This is a genomic window from Hymenobacter rubripertinctus, assembly GCF_003583925.1.
In the GTDB taxonomy this organism is placed as follows: Bacteria; Bacteroidota; Bacteroidia; order Cytophagales; family Hymenobacteraceae; genus Hymenobacter; species Hymenobacter rubripertinctus.
The window spans coordinates 1-14383 of the sequence record NZ_QYCN01000057.1 but is presented as its reverse complement, the minus strand read 5'-3'; the positions used below and the strand labels follow the sequence as shown (position 1 = coordinate 14383).

The following is a 14383-nucleotide window of genomic DNA, read 5'->3' as shown; positions in this document are numbered from 1 at the left end:
CGCTTCCGGTTGAAGCGGGGTGCAAAGGTAGCAAACCCGGTGGGAAGTTTGCAAGCCCGCAGCAAAACTATTTTTTCAAGCCCGGGCTGCCTGAGCGGCCGGTCCCTTCCGCGTTTCGGATTGGGAGTGCAAAAGTGCGCCCTTTCTGCCAACTGTGCAAACCCGGACCATAAAATAGCCACACCCCACCCGCTTCCGCTCACAGTATCAGCTACTTTCTTTTCTGTGCGTAGGCCTGCCTACCCGCTGACAAGTTGGAGACGATGACTGTACCGAGGACGAACCAAAGCGAAAACAGGCTTATTCGAGTTGTTTCACTCACTGTTGGGTTACTACAAATACCGGCTTGTACGCTTCAAAACACGCATATATTGCTTGCAATTGCGGTGGGCTACCTTCGTTTGAGGGAATTCCCACCATAGCAACACCGCTGCTGGCTGTGGTCAATAGCCGAATGAGCGGAGGGGGCCAGTAAGCCCGTAGCACAAGCTCGCCTATTGGTCACCACTTACTATCAATGCAGGCACTCCCAAACTGCATCTATTCTACCTGATGCAAATCAGCCGCCTTGCTACGCGCCATAGTTTATATAGTAGAGTAGCTGGAGAGAACCCGGAACTGATGGCCTCCTGTAAGAAGATGAGTTGACAGCTTATATATAGGGCCTGATTGCATGAGCACAGCTGGTTTCCTTTTTACGAGCAGCTTACTCCCTCTTACCCCAAAACAAACCGCCCGGCCTGCATCAGCAGACCGGGCGGTTTGTTTAAGCCGAAGGAGGTTACTCGGTGATTTTGGTTACTTTGAATTCGGTCCGGCGGTTACGCTGATACTCCTCCTCCGTTTTGGCATCCTTGATAACCGGGCGGGACTCGCCGTAGCCTTTGGCCGTAATACGCGACTTATCGACGCCTTTGGTAATAATGTAATCCACGGCGGCCTGGGCCCGGCGCTGCGAGAGGGCCTGGTTGTAGGCATCCTTACCGCGGGCATCGGTGTGGGAGCTGAGCTCGATGGTGATTTGCGGGTTATCGTTGAGCGTCTGCACGAGCTTATCCAATTCCAGGGCCGCATCGGGACGGATGTTGGCTTTGTCGTAATCGTAGAAGATGTTATCCACCACAATGGCTTTGTTCTTCACGATTTTGGTGAGCGTGAGCGTGACGGGCAGGCGCACCTCGTTTATGGGGTCGGGCAGATCGGTCTGGGCCGGCTTGCGGCCGATGGTGCTGAGTGAGTTGCGGGCCGTGAAGTAGCCGCTGCGGTTGGCGATGAGCGAATAGTTTGCCGCTGCCGAATCCAGTTTCAAGCTAAACCTGCCGTCGGGACCCGTAGTAGTGGTTTGCAGTTTCTGGCCGCGACCATCGAAAAGCGTAACTGTCTCGTTCACTACCGGAGCCGTATTGCCGGTTTTATCGTTGCGTTCTACTAGCGTACCGTCGGCAAAGAAGGTGACGAGCTTGATGGGGTTTTCGCGGAACAGATACAGGTCGTCGGAACCTTTACCGCCAGCCCGGTTCGAGGAGAGTACACCCACCCGCTTATCCGTAAAGAAGGGCGCAAAGTCGTCGCCGGCGCTGTTGATGGGGCTGCCCAGGTTCCTGGTCTTGCCTTTCTCCAGCTTGAAGATGTCGAGTTTGCCCAGGCCCGGATGCCCGTCGGAGGAAAAGTACAGGATGCCTTCGGGCGAAATGGCCGGGAAGTTCTCGTTGCCAACGGTGTTCACTTGGTCGCCCAGGTTTTCGGGGGTGCCGAAGCGGCCGGGGCTTTCCATAGTAGCCTTGTACAGGTCGCTGCCGCCGAGGCCGCCCTTGCGGGTGGAGGCGAAGTAGAGCGTCTGGCCATCGGGCGAGAAAACGGGCGAAAACTCGTCGGCGGTGCTGCTGTTTACGCCGCGCAGGATTTCGGGCTCCGTCCAGGCTCCGGCCCGGTAGTAGGACACCCACAAATCGACGCTCAGGTAGCCCTTTTTGGAGCCGTTATTGGAGCGGGCAAACACCAGCATCTTGCCATCGGGCGAGTAAGTGGCGCTGGCCTCATGCTTGTCGTCGGAGTTGATAAGGCCGTCGAGCTTGCGCACGGTGCCCCCGGTTAGCTTCTGGTCGTCGTCGAATTTGACGGCGTAGAGGTCGTTGAATCCCTCGCCATTTCCCTGGAATACTTTCCCATCCCGGCCTGAGGCGAACACCAGCTCTTTGGTATCGGGAATGCGGGTGGCGCTGAACTCGGCGGCGGGTGTGTTGAGCTGATCGAGGGGGGTTACCTCGCTGTTGGTACGCATGGCCAGCACCGCCGTGGAGGCCAGCGCATTTTTGGCCTCGGATTCGGCGCGGGCGGCCAGGGTACGGTTACCGCCGGTTTCGGCGTAGCTACTGAACTGGGCGGCCGCCTCCTCGAACTTGCCGCTGGCGCGCAGGGCCTGGGCGTAGTAGTAGCCCGCGTCAGCGTTCTTCACACCGCCTGCCAGGGCCGCTTTGTAGTAGCTCACGGCTTCTTCGGGGCGGTTGGAAAGGCGGTAGGATTCGCCCAGGCGGTAGTTGGAAAGCGCAATATTCTTGCTCCTGGCCACATCGGCCTTATATAAAGGAATGGCGGCTTCGTATTCGCCGCGCGTAAACCGCTTGTCGGCCTTGCTCATGCCGCCGGAAGTAGCGCATCCCGTGAGCACCACGGCCGAGCCCGCCATGGCCCACATTAGAACAGAGTTTTTCATAAAGGAAAGGAAGGGAAATGGGGACCGGATAGCTGGCCTTCCCTTGGGCTAACTTGGGACTAAACTTACTACTTATTAGCCAAGTTTTCCGCCGGAACATCCAGTGCGTAAAGCCCTCAGCTGAAGTAGCGCGCCAACCAAGTGCTATGAGCCGGGGCTGGCCAGCGCCCCACTAGCTGGCCCTGCTGACTGATGGTGTTATCGAAGTAGGGCGTTTCGGGGCCTAACGTGCCGGCGGCCACGGCATTGCGCAGCGCCTTGCGGTCGAGCAGCTGCACTTCGCCATCGAGCAGGAATGCCAGTTGCGACTTCTCCAGCAGCTCCACCCCTACCTGGCCTTCGATTTGCTGCACGAAACGAACGGAGGCGTCGATGGAGCAACCGCTGGCATCGGCCACGGCCTCATCGAGCCCGATCACCAGAAACTGGTTGTGCAGCACGGCGGCCGAAGCGGCCAAGGCGCGGCCGTGGCTGGTCCAGTCGGTAGCGAAGCGGTGCAGGGCAGGCTGCAAAACGGCTTGCTCGGCGGCCGTGAGGGGGCGGTTGGCCTGGTAAATCCAGATGCGGGCGGAGGCGGGCAGTTGCTCGAAGGGAACGTACATGCGAAATTTTGGAAAGAATGGAGGGCGGCTTCGGCTTCGTCGGCGGCCTGATACTACAAAGAAACAGCCCCGGCCGGAAGTTCCGGCCGGGGCTGTTTTTGGGGCATCTTGCGTAAGGCGTCGGCTTAGGCGTTCAGGCCCTCGGCGGAGGCAATAAGCTCGGCCAGATCAAAAACCTGGACGTTGTTTTCGCGGTCCTTGTTCTTCACGCCGTCGGCCATCATGGTCATGCAGAAGGGGCAGGCCACGGCAATAACGCTGCCGCCGCGGTCGGAGCCGGCGGGCAGGGCGGGCGCGCCGCTTTCCACGCCGCGCAGGTTCGTCAGCACCTCGGCGTCGCCATCAAGGGTGGCCAGGGCTTCCTCGGTGCGCTCGATGTTGACTTCCTTGTTGCCGGGCTCGGCATCCTTGAACATCTGCGCCCCGCCGGCCCCGCAACAAAGGCCGTTGGTTTTGCAGCGCTTCATCTCCAGCAGGTCGGCATCGAGCACTTCCAGCACGGCGCGGGGAGCCTCGTAAATGTTGTTGGAGCGCCCCAGGTAGCAGGAATCGTGGAACGTGATGCGGCGGCCTTTGAACGACTCGCCGCCTTGGGCCGTCACCTTGCCCTCGTTGATGAGCTGTTGCAGGAAGGTACTGTGGTGAATCACTTCGTACTCGCCACCCAGAGCGGGGTACTCGTTTTTGATGGTGTTGAAGCAGTGCGGGCAGGCCGTTACCACTTTCTTGATGCCGTAACCGTCCAGGGTGGCAATGTTGGTCATGGCCTGCATCTGAAACAGGAACTCGTTGCCGGCACGCTTGGCCGGGTCGCCGGTGCAGGACTCTTCCATACCCAGCACGGCATAGTTGACGCCCACATGTTCCAGAATGCGCACAAAGGCGCGGGTCACACGCTTGTAGCGGTCGTCGAAGGCACCGGCGCAACCCACCCAGAACAGAATTTCCGGGCTTTCGCCCCGGGCGGCCAGGTCGGCCATCAGGGGAACGGATACAGGACGCTTGGCAGTTTGCTCAGCCATTATTTTGAGAAGCTAGGAGTCAGAAGTTAAAAGATAGAATTCCCTGGCTGGAATTCCGTTTGGAAGAAGAAAGCGGTAAGAGGAAAGAATGAGAAAGCACAGATTGCCTTCTCACTACTAGCTCCTGACTTCTAACTTCTTTTTGTCCGCCACGAATAGCTCGTCGGCCCAGTTGAAACGGTCGGAGGGCGAGAAGGCCCAGGGGGCACCGTTGTTTTCAATGTTGCTGAACATCACGTTCAGCGAATTCGGCGCGGCCGACTCTTCCAGCACCAGGAAGCGGCGCATCTCCAGAATGCTATCCAGGGGGTTGATGTTGACGGGGCAGGCTTCCACGCAGGCGTTGCAGGTGGTGCAGGCCCAGAGTTCCTCGGGCGTCACGTAGCCGCGCAACAGGGTATGATTCTCCTTGTCGAGCTGTTCCTGGGGGTCGTGCTTGGCAGCCTGGCCATACAGGGCCGGGTCGAAGATGAGGGGCGCGTTGTACTTCTCCTCCATCCGGTCGCGGGTGTCCATGATGATCTTGCGTGGCGAGAGCAGCTTGCCCGTGATGTTGGCCGGACACACCGAGGTGCAGCGGCCACACTCGGTGCAGGAGTAGGCATTGAGCAGGTTGGTCCAGGCCAGATCATCCACGTCCTTGGCCCCGAAAGGCGTGGGCGTGGCCAGTGAACCATCGGCATTGGTGGCCGGAGCCGGCACGGGGTAGCTGGGGTCCATCATGGCCTTCACCTCGTGGGTGATGCTGTCCACGTTCGAGAACTGGCCCTGCGGAATCAGGCGCGAGAAGTACACGTTCGGGAAAGCCAGAATGATGTGGAAGTGCTTGCTGCTGGGCAGGTAATTCAGAAACAGCAGAATGCCCACAATATGAGCCCACCAGCCCACGCGCTCCAGCACTTCCAGCGTCGCTACGCTATCGGGGAGCAGGCCGGTCAGGAACTGGCTGATGGGGAAAGCACCGGGCATGGGCAGATTCTGGAGCTGGTGCGCCTTCAGGTCGGCCGTGTTCATCAGGAACAGGGCGGCCATCAGCACCACCTCCACGTACAGAATCACGTTGGCGTCGAGCTTGGGCCAGGCCCGCATTTCAACGCCCGTAAACCGGCGCACCACCCCCACGTTGCGCCGCCACCAGAATGCCGTTACGGCCCCCACCACCAGGGCACCCAGCACTTCATTGGTCCCGGTAAGGGCCGAATAAGCCGGGCCGGCAAATTGCAGAAAACGGTGGGTCCCGAACAGGCCGTCCACCATAATTTCGATGACTTCGATATTGATAACGATGAAGCCGACGTAGACAATCAGGTGCAGCAAAGCCGGGGTGAGCCGCTTAAACATTTTCTGCTGCCCAAAGGCGACCAGCAGCGTCTTCCAGAGCCGCTCGTTCACGTTGCCGCTCACGTCCCGGTCGCGCCCGACGAGGACGTTGGCCCGGATGCGGCTGGCCTGCCAGGCAAACAGACCGAAGCCGGCCAGCGCCACGAGCAGGAAGAGGATGTTTTGAATAGAGAAATGCACAGGAAAATGGGTAGGTTTGGGGTTGGATCCGAAATATACTCGGTATGCATAACAAATTACATCTTTTCCTCGGTTTAGTTTCCTTTCGCAATATTTTTTCGCTTCTGGTTTGCAGGTTAGAAATGGTTTACTACTTTTGTGCTCCCCAACGGCCATAAGGCCTGCCGGGAACCACGAGCTGGTAATGTAGCTCAGTTGGTAGAGCACAGCACTGAAAATGCTGGTGTCGTTGGTTCGATTCCAATCATTACCACAAAAAAGCCCCTATACGTACTGTATAGGGGCTTTTTGTTGTTTTGCAGTACCCGTCAGGGTTCGCACTTACGACGCCTCCTACCTTGCCGGTCCAAGCTGCCGGGTTATCAGAAGCACACCGTCAACTTCCTGGCTAAGAGGCCTCAAACGGTTGTTTTCGGTCCGGACAGCGTGCGTTTGAAAGCAGAATATGGCTCACGCGAAGCGGCAGTCACTCCCCCGATTGGCGGCCGGATACGAATTCCGGCGAATCCAGAGAAGCTTCGGGCAGTTTTGCCCGCTTCAACCACCGTCCCGGGTTTGGTTAAGCCCCCTGGTACCGGTATCTTTGGCTAGCCTATGGAAACCGCCTCGCTCTCTGCCGAAGAACTGTTGCAACGCATGGTTCTCCATGATGATCAGGCGGCTTTATCGGAGCTTTTTACCCGCTACTACGCCCAGCTGGTGGCATTTGCCCTGCCGCTGGCTCGCAGCCGCGAATTGGCGGAGGAAGTGGTGTCGGATGTATTTTTGAAAGTCTGGCAGAAGCGGGCGACGCTGGCCGAAGTACAGAATCCGGCCAGCTACCTCTACGTGGCGGTGCGCAATCAGGCCCTTAACTATCGGCAGAAAGCCGAAAACCAACCTGCTCGCCCCCTGGAGGACGTGCCGACCGAACTGCTGGTCGAGCTCAGCACCCCGGAGCGGACGATGCTCTACGGCGAGTTGTACGCCGAGATTCAGCAGGCCGTGCACAAGCTGCCTCCCCAGTGCCAGATGGCCTTCCGGTTGGTGCGCGAGGACGGCCTCAAGTACAAGGAGGCGGCCGCCGTTATGGGTATCAGCGTGAAAACGGTGGAGGTGCAGATGGGAATTGCCCTCAGAAAGATCAGCCACGCGCTTCAGGCCCATGTGCCGCAACGGGCCACGGGAACCAACCGGATTATGCGGATTGCGCTGCTGGTACTGGCGCTGCTGCCCGCCGCCGGTTGGTAGCCTTTGGGGGGTATGCCGCAACCAAAACGTTGGCTTTTTCGCGATATTAGGGCGGCCGGCTTAGGGGATGGGGCCGGATAACGTGTCTGTATAGTATCCCCCTGTGTTATCCGTGCTATCGTTACTATGGAACTTTCCACAATACACGAACTTATTGGCAAAGAGCTGGCCGGCGAGCTGACGCCCGAGGAGGGCGAAGTGCTGGCGGCCTGGCTGGCCCAGGCGACGCCGCAAGAGCGCAGCACGTACGAGGCAACGCACCAGTACTGGCACGCGCCCACTACCCCGGTAGTAAGTTCGGGCGAAACAGCTTTAGCCCTTACGGCCTTGCTGGCCCGCTTACCCGCCGCAGCCGACGCGTCGGCTGGCCCGGTAGTGCGGCCCTTGCACGCGCCGCCCGCCCCCTGGTGGCGGAGCCGGGTGGCTGCTGCGCTGGCCAGTCTCACGCTGGCCGGTGGGGCGGCCGGCTACGGCTTGCTGGCCTACCGCCAGGCCAACGGAAATCCTCCCCTGACTTACGAGCAGCGCAGTACCGTGCGGGGGGCCACGGCCAAGGTGCTGCTGGCCGATGGCACGGCCGTCTGGCTGAACGCGGACACCCGTTTCTGGTACCCAACGGAATTTTCTGGCCGCCACCGCGACGTGTATCTAGAAGGAGAAGCCTTTTTTGAGGTGACGCCCAACCAGCAGCACGCTTTCGTGGTGCATGTGGGCCGGGAGCAGGTCCGGGTGCTGGGCACCTCCTTCAACGTGCAGGCGTATCCGGAAGAATCCACCGTGGAAACTGCCGTTGTGACGGGCCAGGTGGCCTTTATCCGGGCCGGGACGGGCGCCCCCCAGTCGCAGGACACGCTTTATGTGCTGCCTGATCAGCGCATGGTATTCACGAAGCAAACTGCCTCCATGCACCGCGAACAGGGCGAGGGGCGCGACTTTAAAGCCTGGAACGATGGGGTACTGATATTTCAGGAAACCCCGCTTGATGAGGTGGCCCGGGTGCTGGCCCGGCAGTACGCCGTGCGGGTCGATCTGGAGAATGACCAACTGGCCCGGTGTCGCCTCAGCGGCCGTTTCACAAACCAGAGCCTGCGCGAAGTTGTGAGCCTGCTCTCGCTGACCGGCGCTTTCGGCTTCGAGCTGAGCACTGACCGGGTGCTGCTTACCGGCCCGGGCTGCTCCAACCCCATTGCCAGAAAATAGCGGATTGGCGTATATTGGCCCCGTAGTCTGCCTGCTCGCCAACCTGCCGTGTTTTGCTCTCGAAAGTGGGAATATCCGTTCTCCAAGCTCCTTGCCCGACACCGACGCACCTGGCTCTTGTTGGGGTTAGTGCTCAGCTTCGGGCCGCCCCGGCCAAGCCAGGCGCAATCGGGAAGCCTGCCCAGAGTGACCCTGTATACCCGGCACCGGCCCCTGCCCCAGCTGCTGCACGAGCTGGAACGGCAGACGAGCTACTCCTTCGTTTACAGTAACAGTCAGCTCAACACGCTTCTGCCACCCGACGCGGAGCTGGAAAACCTGCCTCTGGACCAAGTACTGCGGCAGTTGCTTGTACCATTGGGCCTGGACTACCAGATCCGGGGCCAACAGATTATTCTGCGGCGGCGGGAGATGGCCGCCGCCGCCCCACGGCCGCAAACCCCTCATTCGGTTCAGCGCGAATCACGCCGGCCACCACTGCGGGGCCAGGTGCTGGCCGACGACTCCGGGCTTCCGCTGCCGGGGGCCAGCGTTGTGGTGCGGGGCACTACGCGCGGCACGGCCACCGCCGCCAACGGCGCTTTTTCGCTTTCCCTCGGCCCTGCCGACTCCGTACTGGTAATCAGTTCGCTGGGCTTCAGCCCGCAGGAAGTACGGCCGGCGGGCCGGCTTACCCTGGAAATCCGCCTGCGCGACGGAGGCCGCACCCTGGCGGAAGTGCTGGTAACGGGGCCGGGACTGGCCCGGGAACGACAATCGTTGGGGTACGCCGTGCAGGAGCTGCCCGGCGCGCAGGTGGCAGAGGCCCGGGAACCGAACTTCGTTAACGCCATCAGTGGCAAGCTGGCCGGAGTGGATGTCCGGCGCAATGGCTCGGGGCCAATGGGGTCTACCAACATTATTATCCGCGGCTATACTTCTTTGAGCCGTGACAGCCGCCCGCTGATTGTAGTGGATGGGGTGCCCATCGATAACCGCAGCCCCTTGCAGGCGACGCGCTTCGGCGGCTACGATGTGGGCGATGGGCTTTCGAGCATCAATCCGGAGGATGTTGACAACCTGACAGTGCTTAAGGGCGGCAACGCGGCAGCCCTCTACGGCAACCGCGCCGCCAACGGGGCCATCATCGTGAATACCAAAAAGGGGCGGGCCGGCCTGGGCATCCACATCAGCTCGAACACGACTTTCGACCGGGCGCAGGTGCTGACGGACTACCAGAATGAGTACGGGCAGGGCTCCCAGGGGCGCTTTCTGGTGGACGGTGCGGGGGCGTTGCAGCGCACGCCCGAGGGTTATCCGATTGTTGCCCCGGCCGGCACCAACGTGGGTAGCTGGGGGCCGCGCATGGCGGGGCAGCTGGTCCGGCACTGGACGGGCGAAATCAAGCCGTACGTGGCGCAGCCCGGCAACCCCACCGACTTTTTCCGGACCGGCGCTACCACAGCCACTACGGTGGCCCTCTCCACCGGCTCGGCCCGGGGCCGACTCCGGGTTTCGGCGACCGACCTGCGCAACCAGGGCACGTACCCCAACAGCCACCTGCGCCGCGACTACCTCACGGTGCGGGCCAGCCGGAACCTGGGCTCCCGCCTGTCGGCCGACGTGAAGCTCAGCTACGTGTACTCCGGCCATTTCAACCACCCCACGCTGGGCGACAACCCCGATAACGTGATGAGTCAGTTTTCGCGCCTGCCCCGCAGCGTGGGCCTGGCCGACCTGCGCCCCTACCGCGACTCCGAAACGCTGATGCCCGTGCTCTGGAACCAGAGCCGCCAGCAGCCCTTTCAGCCCACTGCCCGCCAGAATCCTTACTGGGCGGCTGAGCTGAACACCAACGCCACCCGCCAGCACCGGGCCAACGGCTCGGTGAGCCTGCGCTACGATTTCACCGACTGGCTCTGGCTCCAGCTCCGGGCCGGCACCGACCGGTATCAGACCCGCTTCCGCTACCAGTATGCCAGCTACACATCCTGGAACAGTACGGCCCAGCCGGACCGGGGCGGCTACAGCGAATCGGAGCTAACGATGCGGGAAGACAACGTCGACTTCATTCTGCATGGCAAGCGGCGGCTGGCTCCCCGCTGGGAACTGACGGCCCAGGCCTTCGGCAACCTGTTGCAGAAGCGCAACGAAACCACCGGCACCACCGGCCTCGGCTTGCGGGTGCCCAACGTGTTCCGGCTCGATAACGTGGCCAGCGCCTCGGCCGTGCGGGCGCTTTCGCGGTTCGAGGTGCAGTCCTTGTTTGCCCGTATGGAGCTGGCCTACCACGACGCCGTGTTCCTGGAGCTGACCGGCCGCAACGACTGGGATTCGACGCTGCCCGTGGGCGACTGGTCTTACTTCTATCCCAGCACCTCGCTGGCCGTGGCCTACACTGATTTGCTGGGCTGGCAGTCGAAGCTGCTCACGCGGGGCAAGCTGCGGGCCTCCTGGGCCCTAGTAGGGAAAGGGACCGGCCCCTACGAGCTGACGACCCGCTATGACCTGACGACCTCCGGCGTGCCGGAGGCCCCCGGCGTGGGCAACGCCCACCTCGGGCAGCCCTTTGCCAGCCTCCAGAACCAGCTGGCTCCCCGCCACCTCAAGCCCCAGCTTACCCGCGCCCTGGAGGTGGGCTCCGAAATGCGCTTCGGTAACAACCGGGCCTCCCTGGATGTGGCCCTGTACCGCACCAGCACCTACAACCAGGTTGCCAGCGTGCTGACGGCCCCTTCTTCGGGCTTTCAGACCCAGCTGATCAACGCCGGCAACATTCTCAACCAGGGCCTGGAAGTTACGGCCACCGGCCAGCCGGTAAGCACGGCGGGGGGCCTGAGCTGGCAGCTGCACCTGAACTGGGCGGCCAACCAGTCGAAGGTAGTTCGCCTGGCCGAGGGCAACGACCGGTATCAGCTGGGCACCGAATCCAACAACGTCGCCATTGTGGCCCAGGCGGGCCAGCCCTTCGGCGAAATTTACGGCACCCAGCTCCAGCGCGCCCCAAATGGCCAGTTGCTGGTGGGGGCCGATGGCCTGCCGCTGCCCCCCACCGGCACCACCGGGCGTTTGGGCAATTTTCAGCCGCGCTGGTTCGGGGGGCTGCAAAACCAGGTGCGGTACCGGCAGCTGAGTCTGAGCGTGCTCGTGGATGGGCGCTGGGGGGGGCAGATCTACTCCGCGTCGCAGCAGCGGGCGGCCCTTTTCGGCAACAGCAAGGCCACGTTGGCCGGCCGCGCCGACTGGTACGCCTCGGAGGCGGCGCGGGTGGCGGCCGGCCAGCCACCCAGCACCTGGACGCCCACCGGCGGCTTGCTGGTGGAGGGGCTGCTGGTGGATGCCAACGGCTCGTACTCGGGCAGCCGCCGCTACGTGAACCCCGAGCAGTACTGGGCCCGCCTGTCCACTATTTCGGAGCCGTTTGTGTACGATGCCTCTTTTCTGAAACTGCGCGAAGTGACGCTTACCTGGCAGCTACCGACTGCCTGGCTGGCCCGGGTGGCTCACCTGAAAGGGGCCAGTTTTGCCGTGGTAGCCCGTAATCTGGCCTTTCTGAGCCGGGCAACCGTGGGCTTCGACCCCGAGTCTGCCTACAATCTGGGCCTGGCCCAGGGCCTGGAGTCGGGCGGTTACCCCAACAGCCGGACTTTGGGCTATCAGCTTCAGCTCGATTTCTAAGCCATTTTGCCGCGCGCTTTTTTACCCGATATGCGTTCTTTACTCCTCGTTGCATTGCGCTTCCGGTGGCTGATGCTGAGCCTGGCGGCCGGGTTGGCCCCGGCCTGCACCGACCGGTTCGCGGCCCTCAACACCGACCCGAGCACGGCCGCCAATGCCAGCGCCGACCAGTTGTTTGCCCGCGCCCTCAAGTACGGCACGCTCTACGACAACGATTTTCAGGTGGGTGAGCACCTGCACGCTAATATGTGGGTGCAGTTTTTTGCCAACTCCACGCCCGGTTTCGGAACGGACCGCTACGAGAGCAACGACCAGTGGGCAACCCGGTTCTGGACCGGTTTCTACACCGGCTACGGCATGGATCTGGCCCAGGCCATCCGGCAGGTAGAACAGCAGCCCGGACAGGTTAACCGCCTGAGCCAAGCCCGCATCTGGCGGGCGTTTCTGTTCCAGCGCATCACCGATTACTGGGGCGACGTGCCATATCTGGGGGCTTTTGGGGGCGGCACCGGCAACAGCCAGCCGGCGTACGAGCCTCAGGCCAGCATCTACCCCAGCCTGCTGCGGGAACTCACCGAAGCCGCCGCCGCCCTCGATGACACCCAGCCCGGCAACTTCGGGCCGGCCGATTTGCTTTATGCCAACCCCGAAGCCGCCTTCCCCGCCCCCACCGTGGCGGGTGCCAACCAGCGCTGGCGGCACTTTGCCAACTCCCTGCGCCTGCGCACGGCCATGCGGCTGGCCAGAGTAGCCCCCGCGCTGGCCCAGCAGCAGGTGCGGGCCGCGCTGGCCGCCGGCGTAATGAGCAGCCGCAGCGAGTCGGCCATCATGAACAATACCGGGGGCAGTGTGCGCATCAACCAGAACCCGCTGGCCGTAGTGCTGGGCTTCCAGGATTGCCGCGTCAGCGCAACGCTGGTGGACTATTTGCGCCGCCTGGACGACCCGCGCCTGCCGGTTTACGTGGCGGCAGTTTCGGCCACCAACCCAAACCTGGTGGGATTACCAAACGGCCTGACAGCCAGCGAGCTGACCTTGCCGACGAATAACCCGGCCTATTTCAGCCTGGCCGGAACCCGCTTCCAGGATGCCGCCCACGACCAGTACCTGCTGACCTACGCGGAAGTCTGCTTTCTGCGGGCCGAAGCCTGCCTGCGCGGCTGGGACGCCGCCGGCACCGCCGAGCAGTGGTACCTGACCGGCATTTATGAGGCCATGCAGCAAACGGGCGTTACGTCCGGCACCACCGTGGCGCTCTATTCCCGGGGGGGCGGCGTGCGCTTCGAGCCGGGGCAGGAGCTGGAGCGGATTATCACCCAGAAATGGCTGTCGTTGTTCGGCCACAACGGCTTCGAGGCCTACGCCGAATACCGCCGCACGGGCTTCCCGGTGCTGCACGCTGTTGCCAACCCCGGCGAAACCAACGGGCAGGTGCCCCGCCGGCTCCGCTACCCACTCATCGAGCAGCGCCTCAACCCCGACTCTTACCAGGCCGCCCTCAGAAGTCAAGGCCCTGATTTACTGTCCACTCCGGTCTGGTGGGATAAATAATTCCGTTTTTTTAAGGACCAGGTTAAGGGTAAATGGCCCGGGGGCAGTCTTATCATCAAAACCCCATACATCCTTAGCGTAAGAGCATCCATTCTTAGGGCGTCGTGTGTGTGATGCCAAGAGCCCCCTATACTTAGGCACAATTTCTTGTGGTATGAAAGCCTCTCCTCACACCAGGAGAGGCTTTTTTTATTTCCGGCTCCGGCTAAAATTCCACAATGAAGCCAATGGTCGGCGTTATGAGGGCGTCGTTGTTGCCATCGGTGCGCAGCCCGGCCGACACGGCGAGGCGCTCCGAAGGCAGCAACCGGCGGGTGCCCTGCACGAAGGCCCCGAAGCGCAGCAGCTGCAAAACGGTCTGGAAGGCCACGTTCAGGGCGGGCTGCACAAGATTGCCGCTGGCACCAGAACACGGCCCGGTGCAGACGGCTGCGGAAGTCGTTGTCGTAGCCGATGAGCTGGGTCACGCCCCCGTAGCTGTACGCCCAGCGGCCCAGGCTCTTATTCACGTCGAGGCGGAGCTTATTTTCCTACTCGCCCGAGCGGGTGCGCAGGATGCGTTTGGTTTCGTCGCCCACCTGCCGGTTCTCGAACAGATCCACCGTATTGTAGAGCTGGGTGCGTCTCAGGGCCACGTTGAGGTAGCCGTTGGGCAGAAGCCGGCGCAGACTCAGCCCCAGGGTGTAGTTCCACTGGTTATAGGTGGGCGTGGAGCGCAGCAGGTACTCCTTGTCGGCGTAGGGCTACCGCACCAAATTAGGCACTTTTGAGCAGTTCCAGCATAAATCCGTCGTCTCTGGCGGCCTTTTTACGCTTTCTTTTCAGACTAATCTTACTCGGTTCATGCGTGAGAAGAAAGAGGCTGAACTTGCGAAAGATGTTCAAAT

The 14383-nt window shown here is 61.8% G+C and carries 9 protein-coding genes and 1 tRNA gene; 5 read left to right on the top strand and 5 right to left on the bottom strand.

The genetic code is table 11. From position 1 onward, the window contains the following. Window positions 1-781: 781 nt before the first annotated feature. From D0T11_RS20545 to D0T11_RS20530, 4 genes are all read right to left on the bottom strand, one after another. On the bottom strand, window positions 782-2713 hold the full coding sequence (locus D0T11_RS20545; protein ID WP_245991090.1) for an OmpA family protein: 1932 nt from the start codon (window positions 2711-2713) through the stop codon (window positions 782-784). A 116-nt stretch (window positions 2714-2829) separates the two neighbouring features. Next, window positions 2830-3315 carry a hypothetical protein gene (locus tag D0T11_RS20540; protein WP_119657688.1) on the bottom strand — a complete coding sequence of 162 codons (486 nt, stop codon included), beginning with the start codon at window positions 3313-3315 and terminating at the stop codon, window positions 2830-2832. 125 nt (window positions 3316-3440) lie between these two features. After that, entirely contained in the window at window positions 3441-4337 is an 897-nt protein-coding gene (locus D0T11_RS20535) for a (Fe-S)-binding protein (protein ID WP_182888530.1), read from the bottom strand. A 117-nt stretch (window positions 4338-4454) separates the two neighbouring features. Further along, complete coding sequence (locus D0T11_RS20530; RefSeq protein ID WP_182888529.1) at window positions 4455-5858, bottom strand: 4Fe-4S dicluster domain-containing protein; 1404 nt, start codon at window positions 5856-5858, stop codon at window positions 4455-4457. A 180-nt stretch (window positions 5859-6038) separates the two neighbouring features. Here D0T11_RS20530 and D0T11_RS20525 point away from each other — a divergent pair. The 5 genes from D0T11_RS20525 (at window position 6039) to D0T11_RS20505 (ending at window position 13496) form a co-directional block, all read left to right on the top strand. After that, window positions 6039-6111, top strand: a tRNA-Phe gene (locus D0T11_RS20525). Between the two features lie 341 nt (window positions 6112-6452). Beyond that, a complete protein-coding gene (locus tag D0T11_RS20520; RefSeq protein ID WP_119657685.1) occupies window positions 6453-7088 on the top strand; it encodes an RNA polymerase sigma-70 factor in 636 nt (211 codons plus the stop codon). Window positions 7089-7214: 126 nt separating this feature from the next. Continuing rightward, window positions 7215-8288: a FecR family protein gene (locus D0T11_RS20515; RefSeq protein ID WP_119657684.1), complete on the top strand. Its 1074-nt coding sequence runs from the start codon at window positions 7215-7217 to the stop codon at window positions 8286-8288. A 186-nt stretch (window positions 8289-8474) separates the two neighbouring features. Then, on the top strand, window positions 8475-11945 hold the full coding sequence (locus tag D0T11_RS20510) for a SusC/RagA family TonB-linked outer membrane protein (protein ID WP_182888528.1): 3471 nt from the start codon (window positions 8475-8477) through the stop codon (window positions 11943-11945). Between the two features lie 30 nt (window positions 11946-11975). After that, window positions 11976-13496, top strand: a complete 1521-nt coding sequence (locus tag D0T11_RS20505; RefSeq protein ID WP_119657682.1) for a SusD/RagB family nutrient-binding outer membrane lipoprotein — start codon at window positions 11976-11978, stop codon at window positions 13494-13496. Between the two features lie 205 nt (window positions 13497-13701). Here the strand turns inward: D0T11_RS20505 and D0T11_RS20500 are convergent, their stop codons facing one another. Beyond that, the gene (locus D0T11_RS20500) at window positions 13702-13884 is read right to left on the bottom strand and encodes a hypothetical protein (RefSeq protein ID WP_119657681.1); all 183 of its coding nucleotides are present in this window, start codon (window positions 13882-13884) and stop codon (window positions 13702-13704) included. Window positions 13885-14383: the final 499 nt, after the last annotated feature.